Raw genomic sequence first — 24605 nt, 5'->3', positions numbered from 1 at the left:
TGTCATTTTCATCTAATAAAATCAATTATTTTATATAGTACTGTATTATTTAAAATCTTATATTTGAACTAGTAACTAAAACACTGATTATGAAATCTTTTTTAAGCCTTCTTTTTGTATCCTCAATACTATTGACTTCTTGCAAAAAAGAAATTGAACCACAAAATAACGCAACTCCAACAAATGTAGTTCCCTTTACTGAAGTGGGCAAACAAATGAAGAGCGGAGCGGCAACAACAACTCAGATTCAACAAACTACACCCACAAATACAGTAAATCCAAATAATACTGTGGCAACTTCCAGTCCTGTAGCAGCCGGAATGAATCCAGCACACGGTCAGCCATCGCATCGTTGTGATATTCCCGTAGGCGCTCCATTGAATTCTCCACCCGCTGCAAGTACAAGTAAACCAGCAGTTCAGCAACAGAATCAACCTGTTCCTGCTACCACTACTCAAACGCCAGTTGCTACGACACCTACACCAGAAGGAATGAACCCGCCACACGGTCAAACCAATCACCGATGTGATATTGCAGTAGGAGCACCATTACCTAAATCATAATATGAACCACTCAAATATCCATTAAAAACTGGCATGAATTCGTTTGAAAATCACTATTATGACTACAGAAACAAAATATTATGCAAAAGCTGAAATGCTAATTAGAAAACCCATCGAAGACGTTTTTCAGGCATTTATAAATCCAGAAATCACAACTAAATTTTGGTTTACGAAAAGCTCCGGAAAACTTGAAGAAGGAAAAGAAACAGAATGGACTTGGGAAATCTACAATCATTCCATTTTGGTTAGAACTAAAAACATAGAACTGAATAAAAAAATTGTAATTGAATGGGGAAACCACGATGAAATTTCAACCGTGGAATGGACATTTAAAAATTTAGGCGAAGTTGGAACTTTTGTAAGCATTGTTAATACTGGATTTCATGGCGAAACAGAAAAACTTATCTCTCAAATACGGGATTCAACAGAGGGATTTACATTAGTTTTAGCAGGTTTAAAAGCCTATTTGGAACACAACATTGAGCTTAATTTAGTTTCAGACAGATTTCCAAAGGAACTTAATGAGTAAATAATAAACTGTACAAAGACTATTACTGCTGATAACTTTTAGCAAAAATACCTAAAAAAGTACCTTTAATTCTGTGTCTCCTCCTATTTAAAAAATTAGATCTACCCTGTTTTTTTATTTTATTGTCTAGTTTTAAACTTTAAGGCTAATACTTTTCTATTTCTAAGAATTTATACAAACTGGTAGGCACTGTCCTGTTATCCAAAAAAAATATTCTAATTTCGATTTTTCATATTTTGTCTTAAATCATAACAAAACTAAATTCAGTAGTATCAAACTGAAAATAAAAAACTATACCTTGACAAAACATAAAAACTCTAAATTAACCATTTTACAAATGAAATTACTTCACAATGCTCTTTTGATTTTAACCTTTCAACTGCTTTCAATACAAACCCACGCAACCGAACAGAAAGGTTTTCCCGATGATACGAATGCCATAAAAACCATAGAATCAAAAACTATTAAAGTCACACTGGATTCATCGTTCCCAAGAATAATTCAATACAACTGGATTGCAAACGGAACTATTCTTTACGGGCAAGAAGATCAATTATCACAAGTGCTAATTAACGGGAAATTATATAGCCCGAAAACCACATTTTCAATAGCAAAAAACACAGCAAACTACGTATTAGACATTCCTGAAATCAAAGTTTCGGTAAAAATTCAAATCAAAGTGGTTGCCAATATTGTTGAATTCAATGTAACTCAAATTACTGAAAACGGCACTTTCAAGGTAAGTACCTTTGAAATACCCAACCATAATTTAGTTTCCGTAAGAAGCTCACAAACTGAAGCTTCTTTTGCTGGTGCAAAAATGTTTACTGCAGTAAAAGGAACCGGAGACGAATTCCTGCCGCTTAAAGCAACAATGGCAAAAGACAGCATCTTAAAAAATTATTTGTATGGTATTGTCAATACAGCGCAATTAGCGGCAAGCATATGGAGTAATTCCGTTACGGAAAAAAATGACGATAGCAGAGTTCAAAAACAGACAGTTGTGACAAAAAATTATGCTCGCACAGGAATATGGAGTGGTTCATGGATTTACCGAGCCAAAGGAATGAAAGCAACTGATCCGCTTCCTGTAGCCAAAATTGTCATTACCAATGATGCAAACGGAGATAATAAAGTGGACTGGCAGGATGGTGCAATAGCTTTTAGAAGTATCATGAACAACCCGATGGGCAGTGATAAAATCAAAGATTTAGTGGTACAACGTATCCCAATGAATTTTGCCAGTCAGGCAACAAATCCGTTTACAAAAACGCTGGACGAAACCAAAAGAATTTTCCTTAATACAGATGGTTTGGGCCAATATGTAATCCTAAAAGGCTACGGATCTGAGGGTCATGATTCTAAACATCCCGACTACGGAGATATAGGAAAAAGACAAGGCGGGGCCAAAGACATGGAAATGCTTTGCAAGCAAGCGATTAAATACAATGCTTTTATGGGTGTACATATCAATGGAACAGAATCTTATCCTGAAGCCACGGCTTTTGACGATTCATTAGTTGACAAAACCAAAAAAGGCTGGGATTGGCTTGACCCTTCTTACTATATCAATAAGCGTTATGATGCCAGTAGTAACAACAGAATGCTTCGCCTTAAATCACTAAAGGATCAAGTCCCTTCATTGGCTTTTATCTATTGTGATGTTTGGTATGCCAAAGGAAGTTGGGACAGCCGAAAATTAGGTAGCGAAATTCATTCTTTGGGATTAACATTGACAACTGAATTCCCTAATGACCATGAATATGATGCAATTTGGAATCACTGGGCTGTTGATTACAATTATGGAGGAAAAGACATCAAAGGATTCAACAGTCAAATTGTTAGATTCATTCGCAACCACCAAAAAGACACTTGGATTGCCAGACATCCTCTATTAGGCGGAACTGAAATGGATGACTTTGAAGGTTGGCAAGGGAGAAACAATATCGATAAAACCATCGAAATGACTTTCGGGACTGGATTATCAACAAAATATTTGCAACATTTCCCAATTCTTAAATGGGAGGAAAACTTTATTTCTCTAGAAAAAAATGTAACTGTAAGTTTAGTTTCCGGCAAAAGAACCATTACCAAAGACGGCAAAACAGTATTAAATGGCGATAGCTACTTATTACCTTGGAATCCTTATACGGAAGAAAAATTATATCATTGGAGCCAAACCGGAGGAACTACTACTTGGGAATTGCCAAAAAGTTGGGAGAATTTGAAAACAGTTCAACTGTATAAATTAACCGATCAAGGAAGAGAATTTGTACAACAAATTGAAGTGAAAAACGGTCAGCTTACCATACTAGCTGATTCTAAAACGCCTTATGTTTTAGACAAAACGAAAAATGCTTCCAAAACTTTGTCCAGTTTTGGAGAAGGAACTTTTATAAAAGATCCGGGTTTCAACAGCGGAAACTTAAAAAACTGGAAAGTGGATGGTAACGGAGTTGCTGTAGTTCGCAATAAAATTGGACAATATGAACTTGAAGTTAGCGGAACAACTCCAGTAACAGTAAGTCAAACCATTACCGGATTAACTGCCGGAACGTATTATGCTTCCGTTTATGTAGCTACAAGTTCCGATAGAAGAGCCTATCTAGGCGTTAGCAACTATGGAGGACAAGAAGTAAGCACGTATGCAAATAATACTTTGTGGAAAAACTATATTGCTGCTGATTCGAAACACGATAGCAACATGCAACGTATGTATGTGTTTTTTAAAGTTTCAGAAGGGCAAACCACAGCAAATTTATTCCTTCGTACAGAAGCAGGCACTTCACAAGTTTTGTTTGATGATCTGCGTGTGGCAGCAATAAAACAAACAGCGAAACCTGCGAATGTATTTTTTGCAGAAAACTTTGAAAATATTCCTGACGGACTTTATCCTTTCATCAAAGGACCTTCTGGAGGAGTAAATGACCCAAGAACGCATTTGGCTGAATTGCATGCTCCTTATACTCAAAAAGGATGGAATGAAAAACCAATAGATGATGTAATCAATGGAAACTGGTCACTAAAAGCCCATGGTGAAGAACCGGGACTATTGCTTCAAACAATCCCACAAACCGTTCGATTCAAAGCGGGGAAAACCTATACAATAACCTTTAATTATGAAGCATCAGGAGCTGATTATGCTTTAGTGATGGGTGATGGAACCAGTACCAAAATAGCTATTGCTATCAATCCAGTTAACACTCCAACCCAAACTTCCTTTACTTTCTTGGGATCTGAGAGTGGAAATTCATGGTTCGGAATCGAAAAACTGAATGGTAAAGACTCTGATTTAGTAATTGATGATTTAGTTATCATAGAGAATTAATCAACAGTATAAAAAATAACGGCCTGTTTCAAATAGAACTTAAACTCAAAAATAGCTATAAGTTGTTCGAAATGAAACAGGCCGTTTTATTGAATAAAAAAACAAAGTTAAAAACACTAATTTTCTATATTTGCATCTTTGAAACACTGGAAAAATGAACATCAAATTGATTGCCATTGGTAAAACCGATAACAAAGCCTTACAATCTTTAATAGACGATTATACCAAGCGTTTGTCTTTTTATATCAAGTTTGATTTGGATATTATTCCTGATATCAAAAACGTAAAAAACTTATCCGAAAGTCAGCAAAAAGAAAAAGAAGGCGAACTGATTTTATCTAAAATGGCACCAACAGACCAACTCGTTTTATTGGACGAAAACGGGAAAAACTTTTCGAGCGTCGGTTTTTCAGAGGAATTACAGAAAAAAATGAACTCCGGAGTAAAAACTTTGGTTTTCGTAATTGGTGGTCCTTATGGTTTTTCGGAAACGGTTTACGCTAAAGCACAAGGTAAAATATCGTTGTCTTTAATGACTTTTTCGCATCAAATGGTACGTTTATTTTTTATCGAACAATTGTATCGTGGCTTTACAATTTTGAGAAATGAACCCTATCATCATCAATAAAGTTCAGTATTGAGTCTAAAAACAACATTTTTCACTTCGTCTTTCTTAACCAATATAGACACGTCATCCTATCCAAAAACTCAGGAGATAAAACACAAACCTATATTTATAAAAAAAATAAAACATTATAAATCAGCTTTTTAACTTAAAATTATATTTTTTTTGGTTTTAAAAATTTAATTTTATATTTCACTAAAGCCGTTTTTTTTCTAAAAAACATCATTAAATATAAAATCGTTACGAGATTACATGACTTTTTAATAGTATTTGTTTCAATATTTTAACCTTTAAATATTTTATTATGAAATGTTCTATTCGATTTTTAGCTGTTTTTATCATTTTATTAGGTTTAGTCTCGTGCGATGGCGATGACCCTGCCCCAACACCAGTTATAGTAACTTTTAATGCTACATTAAAAGGTACAAATGAAGTGCCTACAAATAATTCAACAGCAACTGGAACTGCGGTGCTTTATTATAATAAAACTACAAAAGCAATGTCCTTAACAGTAACATACAGTGGTTTAACAGTCACTGACTCACATATTCATGTAGGAGCCGTAACAGTTGACGGACCAGTTGTCTTTCCTCTTACTACTTCAATCTCTCCAATAACCTATACAAGCCCTGCTTTGAGTGCAAGTCAGCAAGCAGATCTTCTTGCCAATCTTTATTATGTAAACTTACATAGTGCAGCATTCACAGGTGGTGAAATAAGAGGCCAACTTATCACAACAAATCCTGGAGGCTCTGGCGGAGGCGGAGGCTATTAAACCGTAATTTTATATATTATATCAACAATAAAACCAGTAAAAATGAGCGTTACTAGATTATTCTAACCTTTTTGAAGGTCTAAATTTTATTGTTTTCTGGTTAGTAAACAAACTCCTGATTAAAAACTATTAATTCCAGTCTTGGTTTTGAAAACTTTTGTCTTCGTAATTGGTGATCCTTATGGTTTTTCGGACACGGTTTATGCCAAAGCACAAGGCAAAATATCGTTGTCTTTAATGACATTCTCACATCAAATGGTGCGTTTGCTTTTATTGAACAATTGTACTGCGGATTCACGATTTTGAGAAATGAACCATATCATCACCAGTGATTAGTTTTCAGTGTTCAGTAATCAGTGTTCAGATTAAAAAAAAATTAATAAACGAACTCTTCGTATTTCATGTTAAATTCTGACGATGACAGTTTTAAACTATTTATGAAAATTTTATCTTGAATATAACTTCCAAAGGTTACGTTTTTATCAAAGCAAAAAACACACTGATTTGATGTGTTACTTGGTAGTTTATTTAAATACGTTTGTAATTCTTCTCTTTTCACCGCAATAGAATCTACTAAAATTTCATTATTTTTAGTAAAAAAGACAACAACGCCTGACTTCGGATTTTCCAGTTTGTAATACACATTGGTAAAAGGAATAAAAGCTACGTTTTTACCAATCGTATCAGCATAAGAATAATAATTTTCTGCCTTTTCATTCTTGTGTGCTTTTTCTTCGCGCTTTTTTTGTTGCAACTTCATGATTTCCGGAATTGCAATTCGTAACGGCAAACGCTTGTCTACATTTAGAATCCAATTAGTAGAAATAATACTGTTTTTCCTGTTTACTTCTGCCAGCGTATCTTTGCCTTTTGTTCTAAAAAAAATATAGATTGGAGAAAGATCATCTACATTTTTGACAATTGTAATATTAGCTTTTGGCAACAAAATATCTTCTTTGTTTCCACAAGAGAACAAAGTAAAAAGAGCAATCAGAGTAAAATATCTCATCTTTATTAGTTGATTTTATTGCATAATGTAACGCTTTCCATAGCTTCTTTTACATCGTGAACACGAAGGATCTTAGCACCTTTGCTCAATGCTAAAGTATTCAAAACTGTCGTTCCGTTTAATGCATTTTCTACTGTAGTGCCTAGCGTTTTATAAATCATAGATTTTCTGGAAATCCCAACAATAATCGGCAGTTCCAGCATATTAAACAATTCCATTTTTTGAAAAACCTCGTAATTTTGATCTATTGCTTTGGCAAAGCCAAAGCCCGGATCGATAATTAAATCATTGATTCCAAAACTTCTGGCTTCGGCCACTTTCTCGGAAAAATAGAACAACATTTCTTTTACTATGTCATCGTAATCCGTGAGTGTTTGCATGGTTTGCGGATTGCCTCGCATGTGCATCATAATATAAGGAACATTGTATTTTGCAATTATCTCAACCATTTTATTATCCAAATTTCCTGCTGCAATATCGTTGATGATAGCCGCACCGCTTTCAATAGAAGCTTTTGCCACCTCACTCCTAAAAGTATCAATCGAAATTATCGTTTTTGGAAAATGTTTTAGAATTAAATCAATAACAGGAACAATTCTAGAAATTTCTTCTTGTTCCGAGACAAATTCTGCATTTGGTTTACTGGAATATGCGCCAATATCTATAAAAGTCGCGCCATCCATTAGCATTTTTTCGACTTGAGAAAGGATTTCGGTTTCATTTTTATACTTTCCACCATCAAAAAATGAGTTGGTCGTCACATTCAAAATCCCCATTACTTTGGGAGTTGATAAGTCAACAAGTATTCCTTTACAGTTAATAGTCATTCGTTTACAGTTTTAAAGACTTCAAAATTCTACATTCAAAAAAATTATCTTATTTTTGAAAAAATTTGAATACAAATATACACCAATAATGAAGAATACTTCAAAGGAATATGATACTGTAATTGCGACTTGTCGCGCGCTGTTTATCAACAAAATGAAAGATTACGGATGTGCTTGGCGAATTTTAAGATTGCCTTCATTGACGGACCAAATCTACATTAAAGCACAAAGAATTAGAAGTCTACAAGAAAACGAAGTTCGCAAAATTGATGAAGATGAAACAGGCGAATTCATCGGGATTATTAATTATTCAATTATGGCCTTGATTCAATTGGAATTAGGCGTTGTAGATCAACCCGATTTAGGCGTTGCTAAAGCAACCGAATTATACGATGCCAAAGTCAAACTGACCAAGGAATTAATGGAAGATAAAAATCATGATTATGGTGAAGCTTGGCGTGATATGCGTGTGAGTTCACTGACAGATTTGATTTTGCAAAAACTACTTCGTGTCAAACAAATTGAAGATAACAAAGGAAAAACATTAGTTTCTGAAGGAATCGACGCTAATTATCAGGACATGATCAATTATTCAATTTTTGCCTTGATTTTAATGGGTTTTGGAAATAAATAATAAAAAGCAATAACTGAACATGAAATCGTCAGGATTCCAAAATCACAAACTGGAATCAAGAATGGCGATACCATATTCCATTAAAAAACAAATATTATCTTCATATGAAAAATATAATTACTCAATTTTCTAGAATTTTCGTTGGAATCCTATTTATTATCTCCGGATTAATCAAACTGAATGACCCTATTGGGTTTTCATACAAACTGGCTGAATATTTCAGTGAACCTGTTTTCAACATGCCCTTTTTTGTTCCATTTGCATTGGGAATCGCTTTGTTCTTAGTAATTCTTGAAGTAGTTCTGGGTATTATGTTGCTCATTGGTTACAAAACCAAATTCACAATTTGGAGTTTACTAATACTGATTGTACTGTTTACTTTCTTGACTTTTTATTCTGCTTATTTTAATGTGGTAAAAGATTGTGGTTGTTTTGGAGACGCCTTAAAACTAACGCCTTGGCAATCGTTTACTAAGGATATCGCTTTACTTTTCTTTATTCTAATATTATTTTTTAATAAAAAATTAGCTAAACCATTGTTTAGCAACAACATACAAAACATAGTTATCTACGCCAGTATCGTTTTATCTTCACTTATGGGAGTTTGGGTTTTAAACCATTTACCATTAATCGATTTCAGACCTTATAAAGTAGGGAACAATATTCAAAAAGGAATGAGAATTCCTGACGGAGCAGAAAAATCAGTGGTAGAAATGGTCTTTATTTACAAAGTTGGTGGTGTCGATAAAGAATTTACCGAAAAGGATTTGATGTCAATTCCTGAAGGCGCCGTATTTGTAGATAGAAAAGACAAAATCATTACAGAAGGTTACGTTCCTCCTATACATGATTTCACCATGGAAAAAGACGGTTCAGATTACAAAGACGAGTTTTTAGAAGAACCAAAATTGATGTTGATTACAGCATACGATTTGGTTAAAGCCGATCACAGTGGAATGGCAAAAATGGAAAAACTGAATCAGGAAGCAAAAACAAAAGGCTATAAAGTAGTTGGTATGACGGCTTCTTTACCGGAAGAAATAGCTGCTGCAAAAAAACAATTCGGATTGACATTTGACTTCTATTTTTGTGATGCTATTACTGTAAAAACTATCGAAAGAGCCAATCCAAGTATTGTATTACTTGAAAAAGGAACGATAAAACAAAAGGTACATCATAATGATATTTCAGATTTACAATTCTAAATAACTTCTACCGTTTAAAGTCGTAAAGTCCGAATAGAAAACTTTACGACTTTAGACATAGAAAGAATGACAACTGCTTTCTAAATAAACCAGTGAATCAAAATCATTCGATTATTTATAAACTATAACGATATTGCTTTGTCATTTTCGAATAATGCTTTCAAAATTTCTTATTCTGTATAACGCATTCAAATTGTTTGTTTAACTTTGTTAAAAAACATTACTATAATGAAAAGAATAATAGCATTACTAATTGCGTTTGCAACATTCTCTTGCACATCAAATGCGCAAAAAACTAAATTCTCCAAAGAAGCTTTATCCGAAACCCTTTTAGCCACTGATGGAAGTCAAGTTGCTTTTAAGGATATTCTAAAAAAACACAAAGGAAAAACCTTGGTAATTGAAGTGTGGGCTTCCTGGTGTGGCGATTGTGTTAAAGCAATGCCTAAATTTAAAGAACTACAAGCTAACAATCCTGATGTTGGGTACTTATTTATTTCGATGGATAAAACTGCCGATAAATGGAAACTAGGAATCGAAAAGCACGAATTGAAAGGGGACCATTTCATGGCAAATGACCAAATGAAAGGGGTATTTGCTAAAGCTGTTGATGTCGATTGGATCCCAAGATACATTGTTATAGACAAAAATGGAAAGATCGTTTTATACCGTGCTATAGAAACTGATTTTGATAAAATCAATGAGACTCTCAAAAATTTAAAATAACACTTTGTAATAATCAATTACAATATTGGAAAACTAAAACCAAAAACTAAATATAATACAACTAAAATGAGAAAGAAGATTGTTGCCGGAAACTGGAAAATGCATAAAAATGCAGAGCAAACTGAAGATTTATTGAATGAATTAATAGCAAAAATACCTACAGATACAAAAGCACAAGTAATTGTAGCTCCAACGTTTGTAAACTTGGCTTCAACTGTAGATCATTTAGAGTTCACTAATATTGATGTTGCTGCACAAAACGTACATCAAGCAGAAAGCGGTGCATTTACAGGTGAAATTTCAGCTGATATGTTAAAAAGTGTTGGTGTAGATATTGTAATTCTGGGACACTCAGAACGCAGAGCTATTTTTCATGAAACGGATGCTTTGATTGCTAATAAAGTAAATACGGCTTTGGAACATGATATGATGGTTATTTTTTGCTTCGGCGAAGAATTAAAAGACCGTCAATCAAAAAATCATTTTAATGTGGTAGAAAACCAATTGCGTGATGGTTTATTCCATATTGAATCCAAAGACTGGGAAAGTATTGTTTTGGCCTATGAGCCAGTTTGGGCAATAGGAACTGGAGAAACAGCTTCTCCGGAACAAGCGCAAGAAATGCATGAATTCATTAGAGAAACAGTTCGTAAAGCTTTTGGAAGTGAAATCGCTGAAAACGTATCCATCCTTTATGGTGGAAGTGTAAAACCTGAAAATGCTAAAGAAATATTCTCAAAACCAGATGTAGACGGTGGTCTTATTGGTGGTGCTGCCCTAAAAGCAGATGATTTTGTAGCAATTGTAAATGCTATATAAATTTCATTTTTTAACAATATAAAAAGCGGTGAAATTAATCATCGCTTTTTTTATAGTTTAAATTATTCATGAGAATAAAGAGAAATAGTACCTTTGCAAAAAAAAGAAGCATGTCAAACATTTATATCGGGTATCATTTTACTATTGAACCTAAAGAATTAGGGTCTGAAATATTAATTGCAGAATTAGGAGAAAAAGCATTCGAGAGTTTTACGGAAACTGAAAGCGGTATTTCAGCTTTTGTACAAAAGGATTTGTGGGATGAAACCATTTTAGAAGATATTCATATTTTACAATCGGAGGAATTTACAATCGATTATACATTTGAAGAAATCGAACAAGTAAACTGGAATGAAGAATGGGAAAAGAATTTTGAAGCGATTGATGTCGATGGAAATTGTCATGTACGTGCGCCTTTTCACCCAAAAACGGATGCCGAATTTGATATTATAATCGAACCAAAGATGAGTTTTGGAACAGGTCACCATGAGACTACACACATGATGATTCAGCATTTATTAGAAATAGATGTTACTGGAATGAAAACGCTGGACATGGGATGTGGAACTGCCATTTTAGCAATACTTGCCGAGATGAAAGGAGCGCAACCAATTGACGCCATTGATATTGATAATTGGTGTTACTTGAATTCTATAGAAAATGCACAACGCAATAATTGTAAGCACATTACAGTTTATGAAGGTGAGGCCGCTTTATTAGAAGGTAAAAAATACGATTTGATTATTGCTAACATCAACAGGAATATTTTGTTGAACGATATGCAAAGTTATGTAGACAGTTTAAATCCTAATGGGACACTACTTTTAAGTGGTTTCTATCACGAAGATATACCATTTATAGATGCTTCTTGTACTGAAAAAGGGCTAACATATGTTAAAAAATTTGAAAGAAACAATTGGGTATCTTTAAAATATGTAAATTAGTGGTACTATTTTTTTATTAATTACGAAAGTACAAAAACCTACAAAATGAGTACTAAAGAAAAAGTAAGAGAAAGAGTTAGTGTTAAGGAAGCTATAAGTCTGGACAATGAAATAGTCGTTTACAACGATGATGTAAATACTTTTGACCATGTTATTGAAACCTTGATTCGCGTTTGTGATCACACTCCGGAACAAGCAGAACAATGTTCATTAATTGTACATTATAATGGGAAGTGTACCGTAAAAACGGGTCCTTACGAAAAATTAAAACCACAATGCACCCAATTATTAGAAGCAGGATTAAATGCAGAGATAATTTAAGACTAATAAAACTTCCCTTTAAGAAATAAATTACTGTGAATAATTCAAAAAACATTCTCTTTTATTCTATATTTGAATGAAAATAATGCTTTTTTATGGAACAATATGGTAAAATTTTAGTTTTTGTAATGCCCGTTTTTTTGATATTAATTATCATCGAAAAAATATACGGGCATTATAAAGGGGAAGATACGGCACCAAACATGGATTCTGTTTCGAGCGTAAGTTCTGGAATGATTAACTCTCTAAAAGATGTTTTGGGACTCAGCATAACGCTGGTTTCCTACGATTGGATTGTCTCCAAAATAGCTTTATTCGATCTTGAAGCAACCGTTTTAACTTATCTCATTGGATTTATCGCTATTGATTTTTATGGCTATTGGAGTCATCGTTTGTCTCATCAAATTAATTTTTTATGGAACAAACATGCGATTCATCACAGTAGTGAAGAATTCAATCTGGCATGTGCCTTGCGTCAACCCGTTTCCAGTTTTGTGAATCTTTTCACTTTTTTATTGATTCCAGCCGCTCTTTTGGGAGTTCCCTCCAAAGTGATTGCGATAACCTTACCGATTCATTTATTCCTGCAATTCTGGTATCACACCAAGCACATTAAGAAAATTGGTTTTCTGGAAAACATACTGGTTTCGCCATCGCACCATAGGGTTCATCATGCCATCAACCCTGAATACATGGACAAGAATCATTCACAAATATTTATTATTTGGGATAAGTTATTTGGTACTTTTCAAGCAGAATTAGAAACCGTCCCACCCGTTTTTGGAATCACAAGACCAGCGAGAACCTGGAATCCTATTCGGATTAATTTTCAGCATTTATGGTTATTAATTACGGATGCTTGGCGTGCCGAAAACTGGAAAGACAAGTTTACCATTTGGTTTAAACCAACGGGCTGGCGTCCAGAAAATTTTGAAGAAAAATATCCCGTAACCAAAATCACCAATGTCTATGATTTTGAAAAATATGGAGTCCAACATTCTAAAAAACTGATGTACTGGTCCTTATTTCAAGCTATTATTACATTGTTACTTATTAGTTATATGTATAATTCCATAGCAATAATAGGTTTGCCAAATGTATTTATTTACGGTGCCTTTATTTTCCTGACCGTTTACAGTTATACTGAATTAATGGATACCCGGAAAATTTCTGTATTCTGGGAAAGTATTCGTTTTGTATTCGGAATTGGGCTAATTTTCTACTTTGGCGATTGGTTTGGAATGGATCAACTCTTTCCTTTTGCGAGTTATGTTGTTGCAGGCTATCTTATCTTGTCATTGATAGTGACCATTTATTTTGTCAGCAGTAACTTTGAAAAAGAAACAATGATTATAGCTCAATCTTAAAAATAACGTATGAAAAGCAACATAATATTAAATAGTTTTATTGGGTTTAGTCTTGTTTATCTTTCATTTCTATTTTTTGGAAATGAAGATACGGCTTGGTATTTCAAACCATTTTTATTGCCGTTTCTAATTCTGGCAGTTTTTTTACATGAAAGGTTCACTACCAAAAAAATTCTTTTAACAGCTTTGACTTTGTCATGGATAGGTGATATTATTTTGATGTTTGCTGACAAAGGAAAATTATATTTTATAGCAGGATTGATTGCCTTTCTTCTTTCGCATATTTCCTATATTATATTGTTCAGCAAACAATTAAAGATTTATTTAAAGAAAAGTAAAATCATTTTCTGGGTAGGAGTTACAGCAATTGCCTTTTATTTAATAGTAATGATGTTGATTTTATTACCCAGTCTAGGTGACTTAAAAATTCCTGTTTTTGTTTATGCCCTGACAATTTCCATTATGCTATTATTTGCGCTCAAAGGCTTTTTAAACTGGCAAAAACCCGCCAGTATCTATATATTAATCGGTGCTGTTATTTTTGTTGCTTCAGATACTATTCTGGCATTTGATAAGTTTTATGCGCCACTGCAATACAGCTCATTTCTGATTATGGCAACCTACTTAATTGCACAATACTTAATTGTTGCCGGTATTTTGAAATTAAACAAAAAAAAGTAGCATTTTCATACGAGAATGGTACTTTAATATCAGATATGTTTCGATTAATGAGGTAATTTATTTTTCAATAATCCATATAAATAGGTGCCTAGTAAAGCGCCAAAAAGCACTATCAGAACAGTCCAAAAACCGGCTCCCAATAAGATAAATATAGGACCTGGACAAGAACCTACCAATGCCCAACCCAATCCGAAAAACAATCCTCCAATCCAATATCGTGCGGAGCCTTTTTCTTTATCCGGAATTTCTATGGATTCTCCTTTGATGTCTTTTATATTGTTTCTTTTTATGATTTGAATGCCAATCACTCCCGTCAAAATAGCTACAGCAATAATTCCGTACATGTGAAACGACTGAAATTGGAACATTTCGTAAATACGATACCAAGAAACGGCTTCGGATTTAGTCAATACAATTCCAAAAACAAACCCAACTAATAAATATTTTACTGTATTTTTCATGCTTTTTATTTTAATATTAAGGTCATTATGATTGCTTAGTAATTCTTATTTTAAAATTAATGGCAATAAAAAATGTGCCATTATTAATCCACCAATGAAAAACCCAATAACAGCTTTCAAAGAAGGAAGTTGTAAATTGCTTAAGCCTGAAATGGCATGTCCAGAAGTACAACCACCAGCATAACGAGAGCCAAAACCAATCAAAACGCCACCGATAATCAGTATGAAAATACTTTTTGGAGATTCTAAAATAGCGGTTCCAAAAAGAGCATCGGGCATTAATTTTCCGTTTGGAGCTTCAATACCCAGTTGTGCTAATTGCGCAATTGTTTTAGGATTAATATCCACATTTGAAGCATCACCCATAAAATGCACGGCAACAAAACCACCTAACATAGCTCCAAGAACGACTACTAAATTCCAGCGTTGTGCTTTCCAATCAAAATCAAAAAAGGCTACTCGTTTTCCTAAACCAGCCATTGAACAGAGCGAACGCAAATTAGAAGACATTCCGAAAGACTTCCCGAAATAAATCAAAGAAAGCATAATCATACCAATCAAAAACCCAGAAATGTACCAGGACCATGTTTGAAAAATAACATTCATATTGTTTTTTTTGTGTAAAGATAAGAAGCATTTTCCGAGATTTTGAAAGAAATGCTACATTCGATTAAGAAGTGTATCCCCAAATTATTACGGGAACTCGTACGAAGGTCTAAAGTTCTGTTTATATTTGTATAGTTTAAATTACGTGGTATTGTAATTGCTATTTAAATTTTACCTGATAAATTTACCCTAAACATGAAAAAATCAATCCTTTTTATTGCTTTCCTAATTGGTATGGCTTCTTGCTCAAGTACACAATCTACTTTGAAAAACACAGATGATAATGCGCCCAATCTTACCCTTTCAAAAGACAATACTTTTGTGATTATTGAATATAGTAAAGATAAAAAATATGGCTATGATAAAGATTATCCAATCAATATTTTCTTTAATAACACTAAAAACGAAACAATCAATCAAGATCGGTTTTTGAATGCTTTAGCGGGACCCAATGGCGAAAAAATTATGTTTACCAAACTAGAAAACTGTTGCCCGTTCCCAACAAAAAGAAGTGAATTAGGTGCCGGATTTTTGGATGTTTATGAATTAAAATGGAAAGGACAGAAAAAACCTATTACGCTTTACCTGAATATCTATGAAAAAGGAATATTGATGGTTCCAGTGGGACTTTCATTGAAAAAATAATAGATTTTGAATCCTATACTATCCTTATAAACCAAACTCCTAGCCCTGATGGCAGTGGAAATCCTCCCGTTTTTTCGGGAGATTGCAACGTACAGCAGGAAAAAGCTCCTAATAAAAAGTTAATCCAAGAAATTATTTGCAAATCATAAATCGTAAATCGTAAATCATAACTACCTTTGCACTTTCTAAATAATTCATATTATGAACCTACAACATATTCCACAAATCAAATATACTGACAGTGGCAATTTCTTTCTACTAGCCGGTCCTTGTGCCATTGAAGGGGAAGAAATGGCAATGCGAATTGCTGAAAAATTAGTTGGTATTACTGATAATTTACAAATCCCTTTTGTTTTTAAGGGTTCTTTCAGGAAAGCAAACCGTTCCAGAATTGACAGTTTTTCAGGAATTGGTGATGAAAAAGCATTAAAAATCCTTAGAAAAGTTTCGGAAACATTTGGAGTTCCTACTGTTACTGACATTCACACGAATGAAGATGCAGATATGGCAGCTCAATATGTTGATGTATTGCAAATTCCAGCTTTTTTAGTGCGTCAAACCGATTTAGTAGTGGCTGCTGCCAATACCGGAAAAGTGGTCAACTTGAAAAAAGGGCAATTCATGAGCCCCGAAAGTATGAAACATGCGGTTCAAAAAGTATTGGATTGTCACAATGAAAACGTGATGGTTACGGATAGAGGGACCATGTTTGGCTACCAAGACATGATTGTTGATTTTAGAGGAATTCCTACTATGCAACAATACGCCACTACTGTTCTTGATGTTACACACTCACTGCAACAACCCAACCAAACGGCTGGTGTAACTGGCGGAAGACCAGATATGATTGAAACCATTGCTAAAGCAGGTATTGCTGTAGGCGTGGATGGAATTTTTATTGAAACCCATTTTGATCCTGCCAATGCAAAAAGTGACGGTGCTAATATGTTGCATTTGGATTATTTCGAATCCTTAATGACCAAGTTAGTAGCTATCAGAAAAACAATAAATACATTTTAAATTTAGGCCCCAAATTCATTGAAACATTTTTTTTTTTATTCCGCATTCCTAATTATACTATTCACTAATACTACAATTGCACAGGAAAAAACAATAATACAAGATCGATATACCACTCATAACAAAGGGAAATTTTTTGTCTCATGGGGCGGAAACAGAGACAGTTATTCTAAATCTGATATAACTTTTCGTGGTAAAGATTACAACTTTACTTTAGAGAATGTACAAGCACATGACAAACCAAAAGGATGGCATGTAGACTATATAAATCCATCCAGAATGACCATTCCTCAAACTAATTTTAAATTAGGGTATTTTATAAATGATCATTACAGCGTTGCTATAGGTGTCGATCATATGAAATATGTGATGACGCAAGATAAAGCCGTAAATATTGATGGCTATTATCCTAATCCAGGATCGTATGACGAGTTATTGCCCAACAATCAGGTGCTTTTGACTGAAGAGTTTCTAATGTATGAACACACCGACGGTTTAAATTATGTTAACACTGAATTTTCAAGACATGATGATATTTCCTCTATTTTTAAAATTGAAAATACAGACAAAATTCAAGTTAATTTAACTGAAGGAGTTGGTTTTGGTCTATTGTATCCAAAAACTAATACAACATTATTGGGAAAGGAACGCCATGATGATTTTCATGTTTCAGGTTACGGAACTTCTTTAAAAGCGGGATTAAACATTACTTTTTTCAAGCATTTTTACATACAAGGAGAACTTAAAGGTGGTTACATCAATATGCAAAATATTAGAACTACACAAAGCACTGAAGATAGTGCCTCACAAGATTTTTTCTTTTTTCAGAGAATCATTGCCGTGGGAGGAATATTCAAAATATAAATAGTGTGTAAATAATAAAAAAAACGAGGCTGTCTGTATAATGACAGCCTCGTTTTTTTTAACTATTCCTTATATTTTAATGAAGGTGATACGTTAATTTAAATAACAAATTTGTTTATACCATTGCTTTATTATAAGTAATTATTAGCTAAATTTGAAATTATGTTATTCATCTAAAATAATAAAATTAAACAATTCATAAAATTTGTATTTGTCCAAAATCCGAATAAAAAATAACTTTTAAACTCAATGACTGTAAAAAAAAGTAATCCTGATTCAGAAGGGATCTATCACTTTGATAATTTTTTTAATATCTCAGCTGATTTTATTTGTATTGCAGGATTTGATGGGTATTTTAAGAGAATAAATCCCGCTGTTTCAAAATTATTGGAGTTTTCTGATGAGGAATTATATGCTAGACCTATCAGTAGTTTTGTATACGCACCAGACCTTAAACTTACTATCGAAACTAGAGAACAAGTATATAAGAACAAGCCCCTTTTAAATTTTGAAAACCGGTATTTAACTAAAAGCGGAGCCATTGTTTGGCTATCATGGACATCAATGCCTATCGAGTCCGAAAAATTAGTTTATGCTATTGCCAAGAACATCACTCACAAGAAAAAAATAGAAGAAGAACGAAATTTACTCCTTACAAATCTTACACAAATCAATAAGGAACTTACCGTTTTATCTCACAAAACATCCCATGATTTAAAGTCTCCTATTAATAACATGCTTTCTGTTTTTAGTCTTATTGATGTTTCTAAAATCAATGATCCAGAAACATTGGAATTGATTAACATCCTTAAATTAACCAGCGAAAATTTAAAACAAACTTTAAACGATTCGATTGACGAATTAGTTGAAAATGAGAACATAAATACTCAAATTGAAGAGATAAATTTAAATGAATCACTTGCTGAAGTCCTTGTATCCATCAATTCCTTGGTACGCGATTCAAAAGCAATTATTCATGTTGATTTTTCAGCATTTGAAAATGTTGCTTTTAACAAGGCATACATTAAAAGTATTTTTCTGAATTTATTAACTAATTCGATTAAGTACTCAAAACCCCATATTTCGCCTGTTATTAACATTAAATCACAGAAAATAAATGGAATCAACCAATTAATTTTTTCTGATAATGGACTTGGTTTTGATATGGATAAAGTGAAAGATAAGATTTTTGGTTTATATGAAAAATTTCACAGTAACATTGACAGTAACGGTATAGGATTGTATCTAGTCTACAATCACATCACTAGTTTAGGGGGTCGAATTGTGGTTGAAAGTAAAATAAATGAAGGTGCTACATTCACTATTTCTTTTAGATATTGAATGTAGTATCTTTACTTATACCCAAAGGCAATTATAAAAACATCATTAATTAAATTTGTAAAGGCTATGAAAAACTTTGATTGGACAACATTTACCAGACGAATTGCGGTAAAATCAACTCTTCCTGAAATGTATGCTGCTTGGACAAAAGCTGCGGAAATAGAAAAGTGGTTTTTAAGCAATGCTAAGTATTTCGATGCAAACAAAAACCTTGTTGATAAAAACACACCTATTGAAAAAGGTTTTACCTATGAATGGCATTGGTATTTATATGATGGAGTTGAAAAAGGAAAAATAACGAACACAAATGGCGAAGATTTTATTCAATTTTCATTTGCTGGAGACTGTTTAGTCGACATTAAATTTTCAACTCAAGACGATTATATAATAGTTGAATTAACTCAGAAAAATATTCCGACAGATGACAGCTCAAAGGAAAACATCCGGCTTGGATGTGATTCAGGTTGGTCATTTTTTCTACTAAACCTAAAATCTGTTTATGAAGGAGGATTGGATCTAAGAAATAAAAATCCTAATCTGAAAGGAATGATTAATAGTTAGGATAAAATAAAGTGTGCATGTCATCGCATAACTCCACCCAATGAACATAAAAAAAACTACAAGCTTATAACTTGTAGTTTTTTTGCCTTTATTAAAAGATTGGTAATACAAATATTGAAAAATTTATTGAGCTTTAACAGTATTTACAATACCATTCTGATCTATCAGATACAGCAATGAAGCCATTGTTGCCGCCCCTAATTCTAATTCTCTTTTATTGATGGCATCAAAAGTATCATTTGCAGCATGATGATAATCAAAATAGCGTTGTGAATCTGGTTTTAATCCTGCTTTCACAATGGTTTTAGACGTTAATGGACCAATATCTGAACCACTGTGCCCTTTAGTAAAACTATGAATTAAATAAGGTTCAAATAGGTTTTTCCAACTTTGAATTTTATTAAAATTAGCATCGTCTGCTTCAAGAGAAAATCCTCTTGGACTGAATCCACCTGAATCACTTTCTAAAGCAAAAATGTGGTTTTCTTTGTTGGCTTGAGCTAATTCTTCATATTTCAATCCTCCTCTTAGTCCATTTTCTTCATTCATAAAAAGTACCACACGCAGGGTGTTTTTTGGTTTATAGCCTAAATTTTTAAAGATATTCACCACCTCCATACTTTGCACCACGCCTGCTCCATCATCATGGGAACCATCGGCTAAATCCCAAGAATCAAGATGCCCGCCCACGACCATAATATTTTCAGGATGTTCGCTTCCTTTTATTTCGCCAATGACATTATAGGATAAAACATCGTCAAATTGCTTACAGGATTGCTTGAAATAGAATTTTAAATTCGGGTTGCTTTTTAAAGTTTTGCTCAACAATTCTGCTCCATTGGTACTAATAGCTGCCGCAGGAATGTATTGTGATTTTGGTATATCTCCATAACTTTGTGCTCCGGTATGCGGAAGATCATCCAAACGCAAATTCAAAGAACGTACTATTGTTCCCACGGCACCAAATTTTGATGCTTCTTTAGCGCCAGCATATCTTTGATCACCAGCTCCGCCATAAGCATTAAAAGATTCGATCTGCGCATCCTCCATCGGTCGGTTGAAGAAAACTATTTTTCCTTTTATTTTTGCTACTCCTAAATCTGTTAATTCTTTGATGCTTTGTACTTCAATCACTTCGGCAGTAAGTCCGTTTTTTGAAGTTGCTACAGAGCCTCCCAAAGCACAAATAGGAACGTTTATTTTAGTTTTATTATCTACTATATAAGCGGTTTCTTTTTCGCCTCTAACCCATTTTGGCACCATCACTTCCTGAAGATAGACTCTGTCTAATCCTAGTGTTTCTAATTGCGCTTTGGTATAAAGCACCGCCTTTTCTGCCCCGATTGAACCCGATAATCGAGAGCCAATTTTATTGGATAAATGGTCCAGCCAGGGATAACATTTGGCATTGGTCAAGGATGATTTGTAAATTTCCTTCAAGGTTTGTTCCTCATTGGTTTGTGCAAAAAGAATAATTCCGTTAAGGAATAGTGCAACACATAAAATTGATTTTCTCATAATTTAATACGGTGATGGTTTGAATTTTTTGGTTTCAATAGGAACGGCAATTTCGTGATTCTTAATGAATATTTAACGCCACATTCAAAAAAAATTATGCTTGTTGTTTTTCAATCTATAAAAGTAAATAAAAGCCGTTGATCATCGTGTCGCTTTTAGCAAATACGCTTTTTATAAAAAAACCCTCCGATATAAATACCGAAGGGCTGATCATAAATAAACTAACCAAAATCTACTTAATCAACGCAAAATCAACTTTATTGTCAGTGCTGGAATCCGTACCTACAAAGGCTTGAAAAGCGCCCGGTTCAGCAATAAATTGTAAATCAGAATTATAGAATTTTAATTCTTCAACAGAAATTTCGAAAGTTACCGTTCGTATTTCTCCTTTTTTAATGGCTACTTTTTGGAATCCTTTCAATTCTTTTAAAGGTCTTGTAACTGAACCAACTAAATCCCTTATATACAATTGAACTACTTCTTTACCATCAAAATTTCCAGTATTTGTAACGTCAACAGTAACCATTAATTTTTCGTTGAAATCCATTTTATCTGATGAAATTTTCAAATTTGAATATCCAAAAGTGGTATAGCTCAATCCAAAACCAAAAGGATATAAAGGCTCATTTCTTTCGTCAATATAATTAGACCTGAATTTTTCAAACTTTCCTTCTTTGTTAGCAAGTGGTCTTCCTGTATTTTTTTGATTGTAATAAATAGGCACCTGCCCTACACTTCTAGGAAAAGTAGCCGTTAATTTACCGGAAGGATTTTCATTTCCAAACAAAACGTCAGCAATAGCACTTCCTGCTTCGCTTCCTGCAAACCATGTATTTAATATTGCTGGAACAGTTTCATTTTCCTGAACTAAAACCAATGGACGACCCGTAAATAAAACCAACACAACCGGCTTTCCCGTTTTCAATAATGCTTGTAATAAGTCTTTTTGCGCTTGAGGAATCTCTAAATTAGTTCGGCTGCTGCTTTCTCCTGACATTTCTGCTGATTCACCTAAAGCGGCAACAATTATGTCCGATTGATTGGCGATTTTCAGGGCTTCTGCCAATAATTCTGCTGAAGTTCTATTATCACGGTGCAGTGTTTTTCCAAACATGGTTGCTTTTTCTTCGAAAGCTGTATCATAATCTAAATTACTCCCTTTGGCGTAAAGCACTTTTGTAGCATCACCGGCAACTTCTTTGATCCCTGCTATTAATGAAATGGATTTATCCATATTGGTAGCCACACTCCAAGTACCCGCCATATTTTCTTTGGCATCAGCCAATGGTCCAATAACGGCAACTGTTCCAGATTTTTTCAAAGGAAGCAACTGATTTTTATTCTTTAGCAAAACCAAAGACTGTGCAGCAATAGCTCTTGCTTCAGCTCTGTGGCTTTTTGTGAAAATTTCCGTTTTAGCTCTTTTTTCATCACAATATTTATATGGGTCATGGAACAATCCCAAATCATATTTGGCATTCAAAATAAGACGAGCTGCATTATCAATTTGCTCGATGCTTACCTTTTTCTCATCCAATGATTTCTTTAAAGTGCTAAGGAAGCCTTCGCCCACCATATCCATTTCGACTCCGGCATTTAGAGCCAAAGCAGATACCGTTTGCAAATCACCCATTCCGTGTGCTATCATTTCAGGAATTCCTGTAAAATCAGTAACCACAAAACCTTTAAAGCCCCATTGCTTTCTCAATACATCAGTCATTAACCATTTATTTCCGGTTGCAGGAATTCCATCAATTTCATTGAAAGATGCCATAACCGAACCAACACCAGCATCAACAGCCGCTTTGTATGGAGGAAAATAATCATTGTACATTCTTATTCGGCTCATATCAACAGTATTGTAATCGCGTCCCGCTTCCGGTGCACCATACAAGGCAAAATGTTTCACACAGGATAAAATGGTGTTATTCTTTGACAAATCATCTTGCTGGTATCCATGTACCATTGCTTTTGCAATTTGGCTTCCCAAAAATGGATCTTCACCGGAACCTTCAGAAACTCTGCCCCAACGCGGATCACGCGAAATATCAACCATTGGGGAAAAAGTCCAGTTAATCCCATCGGCACTGGCTTCCTGAGCTGCAATTTGAGCACTGCGTTCAATCAATTTCATGTCCCAAGTACAAGATAATCCAAGCGGAATAGGGAATGTTGTTTCATATCCATGAATGACGTCCATTCCAAAAAGCAACGGAATTTTCAATCGGCTTTTTTCGACGGCAATCTTTTGCACTTCTTTAATTTTCTGAACTGATTTGATGTTGAATAAACCACCGACTTTACCTTCTTCGATATTTTTAGCTACATTAGAGCTACTGGCAGCACCAGTTGTAATATCACCCGAAGTGGGCAAGTTTAATTGACCTATTTTCTCTTCCAAAGTCATTTTCGAAAGTAACTCTGCTACGAATTCCGTTTTAGGTTTAATTGTAACTGTCTTTTTAGTTGTCTTTTTTTGGCTGTAGCCAAAAAGTGAAAAGCCAATAAGGAGTATAATAAGTTTAATTTTCATTTTATCTGTTTTTTGTTTGTTTAAACATCCAATCATAAATTTCTTGGTTGTCATATACTTTTGTCCAACTATCGTGATTTGCATCATCAAAAATCGTTAGCGTAACATTAGTATTACAGGTTTTTAATTTTTTATACATCACAATCGAATACTCTACATCTACTACATCATCGAGTAAACCGTGAAAAATTCGAGTTGGAATGGCTGCGATTTTACAGTTTTCTATCATCGGAACTCTATCCACAAATCCTGCAATAGGTATTAAAGCCGCAAAGGTTTCAGGATGTGCAAAAGCTAAATTCCAAGCGCCCCATGCTCCCATACTAAGACCTGTGAGATAAATTCTACTGCTATCAATGTTGTTCTCTTTTTGAATTTTTAAAATCAAACGATACAATACTTCTTCATCCCAATATTCATTCTCCGGACATTGTGGCGCAAGAACATACGCATCTAATTCATGACTTTTCAAATACTTGAATGGTCCATGCACTTTTACTTTTTCGATATCAGTTCCTTTTTCACCAGAACCGTGTAGAAAAATAATCAGAGGCTTTTTTTCTTTAGTATTCTTTGGAATGTGTAAAGCAAAAGCTAATTCGCGTTTTTGTACGATTTCGGTTTTTATTGTACCAATTACATCCCTTTGTGCAAGAGAAGCTATGGAAAACAATAACGTTACTATTGTTAATTTGCCTTTCAT

Annotated in this window: 25 protein-coding genes and 1 pseudogene; 19 read left to right on the top strand and 7 right to left on the bottom strand. The window is 33.9% G+C overall.

Annotated features, from left to right (window positions below; translation table 11 throughout):
- Positions 1-89: 89 nt before the first annotated feature.
- From E0H99_RS14590 to E0H99_RS14565, 6 genes and pseudogenes are all read left to right on the top strand, one after another.
- The gene (locus E0H99_RS14590; protein ID WP_131997124.1) at positions 90-563 is read left to right on the top strand and encodes a hypothetical protein; all 474 of its coding nucleotides are present in this window, start codon (positions 90-92) and stop codon (positions 561-563) included.
- Positions 564-621: 58 nt separating this feature from the next.
- Positions 622-1092 carry an SRPBCC family protein gene (locus E0H99_RS14585; RefSeq protein WP_131997121.1) on the top strand — a complete coding sequence of 157 codons (471 nt, stop codon included), beginning with the start codon at positions 622-624 and terminating at the stop codon, positions 1090-1092.
- 337 nt (positions 1093-1429) lie between these two features.
- The gene (locus E0H99_RS14580; RefSeq protein WP_131997118.1) at positions 1430-4420 is read left to right on the top strand and encodes an endo-alpha-N-acetylgalactosaminidase family protein; all 2991 of its coding nucleotides are present in this window, start codon (positions 1430-1432) and stop codon (positions 4418-4420) included.
- Between the two features lie 154 nt (positions 4421-4574).
- The gene (rlmH, locus tag E0H99_RS14575; protein ID WP_131997115.1) at positions 4575-5048 is read left to right on the top strand and encodes a 23S rRNA (pseudouridine(1915)-N(3))-methyltransferase RlmH; all 474 of its coding nucleotides are present in this window, start codon (positions 4575-4577) and stop codon (positions 5046-5048) included.
- A 301-nt stretch (positions 5049-5349) separates the two neighbouring features.
- A complete protein-coding gene (locus E0H99_RS14570; protein ID WP_131997112.1) occupies positions 5350-5820 on the top strand; it encodes a CHRD domain-containing protein in 471 nt (156 codons plus the stop codon).
- Positions 5821-5967: 147 nt separating this feature from the next.
- Positions 5968-6152, top strand: a pseudogene (locus tag E0H99_RS14565) (23S rRNA (pseudouridine(1915)-N(3))-methyltransferase RlmH); the annotation flags it as partial.
- Positions 6153-6196: 44 nt separating this feature from the next.
- Here the strand turns inward: E0H99_RS14565 and E0H99_RS14560 are convergent.
- Entirely contained in the window at positions 6197-6829 is a 633-nt protein-coding gene (locus tag E0H99_RS14560) for a hypothetical protein (RefSeq protein WP_131997109.1), read from the bottom strand.
- A gap of 5 nt (positions 6830-6834) precedes the next feature.
- Positions 6835-7656: a dihydropteroate synthase gene (gene folP / locus E0H99_RS14555; protein WP_131997106.1), complete on the bottom strand. Its 822-nt coding sequence runs from the start codon at positions 7654-7656 to the stop codon at positions 6835-6837.
- Positions 7657-7744: 88 nt separating this feature from the next.
- On the opposite strand from folP, the gene E0H99_RS14550 reads away from it, so the two are divergent.
- The 8 genes from E0H99_RS14550 to E0H99_RS14515 all read left to right on the top strand — a co-directional run bounded on the left by E0H99_RS14550 (position 7745) and on the right by E0H99_RS14515 (position 14353).
- Positions 7745-8290 carry a DUF1599 domain-containing protein gene (locus E0H99_RS14550; protein WP_131997103.1) on the top strand — a complete coding sequence of 182 codons (546 nt, stop codon included), beginning with the start codon at positions 7745-7747 and terminating at the stop codon, positions 8288-8290.
- Between the two features lie 104 nt (positions 8291-8394).
- Positions 8395-9495, top strand: coding sequence for a BT_3928 family protein (locus E0H99_RS14545; RefSeq protein ID WP_131997100.1), 1101 nt, complete (start codon positions 8395-8397; stop codon positions 9493-9495).
- 228 nt (positions 9496-9723) lie between these two features.
- Positions 9724-10221 carry a TlpA family protein disulfide reductase gene (locus tag E0H99_RS14540; protein ID WP_131997097.1) on the top strand — a complete coding sequence of 166 codons (498 nt, stop codon included), beginning with the start codon at positions 9724-9726 and terminating at the stop codon, positions 10219-10221.
- A 66-nt stretch (positions 10222-10287) separates the two neighbouring features.
- Entirely contained in the window at positions 10288-11040 is a 753-nt protein-coding gene (gene tpiA / locus E0H99_RS14535; protein ID WP_131997094.1) for a triose-phosphate isomerase, read from the top strand.
- A gap of 110 nt (positions 11041-11150) precedes the next feature.
- Positions 11151-11984: a 50S ribosomal protein L11 methyltransferase gene (prmA, locus tag E0H99_RS14530; protein ID WP_131997091.1), complete on the top strand. Its 834-nt coding sequence runs from the start codon at positions 11151-11153 to the stop codon at positions 11982-11984.
- A 45-nt stretch (positions 11985-12029) separates the two neighbouring features.
- A complete protein-coding gene (locus tag E0H99_RS14525) occupies positions 12030-12305 on the top strand; it encodes an ATP-dependent Clp protease adaptor ClpS (RefSeq protein ID WP_091170920.1) in 276 nt (91 codons plus the stop codon).
- 95 nt (positions 12306-12400) lie between these two features.
- Entirely contained in the window at positions 12401-13672 is a 1272-nt protein-coding gene (locus E0H99_RS14520) for a sterol desaturase family protein (protein WP_131997088.1), read from the top strand.
- Positions 13673-13681: 9 nt separating this feature from the next.
- Positions 13682-14353 carry a lysoplasmalogenase gene (locus E0H99_RS14515; RefSeq protein ID WP_131997085.1) on the top strand — a complete coding sequence of 224 codons (672 nt, stop codon included), beginning with the start codon at positions 13682-13684 and terminating at the stop codon, positions 14351-14353.
- Positions 14354-14397: 44 nt separating this feature from the next.
- Here the strand turns inward: E0H99_RS14515 and E0H99_RS14510 are convergent, their stop codons facing one another.
- Both E0H99_RS14510 and E0H99_RS14505 read right to left on the bottom strand, forming a co-directional pair.
- Entirely contained in the window at positions 14398-14814 is a 417-nt protein-coding gene (locus E0H99_RS14510; RefSeq protein WP_131997082.1) for a DUF6691 family protein, read from the bottom strand.
- Between the two features lie 45 nt (positions 14815-14859).
- Positions 14860-15420 (bottom strand): YeeE/YedE family protein, encoded by a 561-nt coding sequence (locus E0H99_RS14505; RefSeq protein ID WP_131997079.1) that lies wholly within the window; start codon positions 15418-15420, stop codon positions 14860-14862.
- Positions 15421-15615: 195 nt separating this feature from the next.
- On the opposite strand from E0H99_RS14505, the gene E0H99_RS14500 reads away from it, so the two are divergent.
- From E0H99_RS14500 to E0H99_RS14480, 5 genes are all read left to right on the top strand, one after another.
- Positions 15616-16065: a 2-dehydro-3-deoxyphosphooctonate aldolase gene (locus E0H99_RS14500; RefSeq protein ID WP_131997076.1), complete on the top strand. Its 450-nt coding sequence runs from the start codon at positions 15616-15618 to the stop codon at positions 16063-16065.
- Positions 16066-16266: 201 nt separating this feature from the next.
- Positions 16267-17085, top strand: coding sequence for a 3-deoxy-8-phosphooctulonate synthase (kdsA, locus tag E0H99_RS14495; RefSeq protein ID WP_131997073.1), 819 nt, complete (start codon positions 16267-16269; stop codon positions 17083-17085).
- An 18-nt stretch (positions 17086-17103) separates the two neighbouring features.
- Positions 17104-17949 carry a hypothetical protein gene (locus E0H99_RS14490; protein ID WP_131997070.1) on the top strand — a complete coding sequence of 282 codons (846 nt, stop codon included), beginning with the start codon at positions 17104-17106 and terminating at the stop codon, positions 17947-17949.
- Positions 17950-18198: 249 nt separating this feature from the next.
- Positions 18199-19290, top strand: a complete 1092-nt coding sequence (locus tag E0H99_RS14485) for a PAS domain-containing sensor histidine kinase (RefSeq protein ID WP_131997067.1) — start codon at positions 18199-18201, stop codon at positions 19288-19290.
- Positions 19291-19356: 66 nt separating this feature from the next.
- The gene (locus tag E0H99_RS14480) at positions 19357-19851 is read left to right on the top strand and encodes an SRPBCC domain-containing protein (protein WP_131997064.1); all 495 of its coding nucleotides are present in this window, start codon (positions 19357-19359) and stop codon (positions 19849-19851) included.
- 123 nt (positions 19852-19974) lie between these two features.
- Here the strand turns inward: E0H99_RS14480 and E0H99_RS14475 are convergent, their stop codons facing one another.
- The 3 genes from E0H99_RS14475 to E0H99_RS14465 form a co-directional block, all read right to left on the bottom strand.
- A complete protein-coding gene (locus E0H99_RS14475; protein ID WP_131997061.1) occupies positions 19975-21369 on the bottom strand; it encodes a M28 family peptidase in 1395 nt (464 codons plus the stop codon).
- A gap of 232 nt (positions 21370-21601) precedes the next feature.
- A complete protein-coding gene (gene bglX / locus E0H99_RS14470; protein ID WP_131997058.1) occupies positions 21602-23902 on the bottom strand; it encodes a beta-glucosidase BglX in 2301 nt (766 codons plus the stop codon).
- 1 nt (position 23903) lies between these two features.
- Positions 23904-24605, bottom strand: coding sequence for a prolyl oligopeptidase family serine peptidase (locus tag E0H99_RS14465; RefSeq protein ID WP_131997055.1), 702 nt, complete (start codon positions 24603-24605; stop codon positions 23904-23906).

The organism is Flavobacterium sp. GT3P67 (assembly GCF_004349155.1).
Classification (GTDB): Bacteria; Bacteroidota; Bacteroidia; order Flavobacteriales; family Flavobacteriaceae; genus Flavobacterium; species Flavobacterium ranwuense.
Note: the sequence above shows the minus strand (reverse complement) of the source record. Positions and strands in the feature narration are given on the sequence as shown.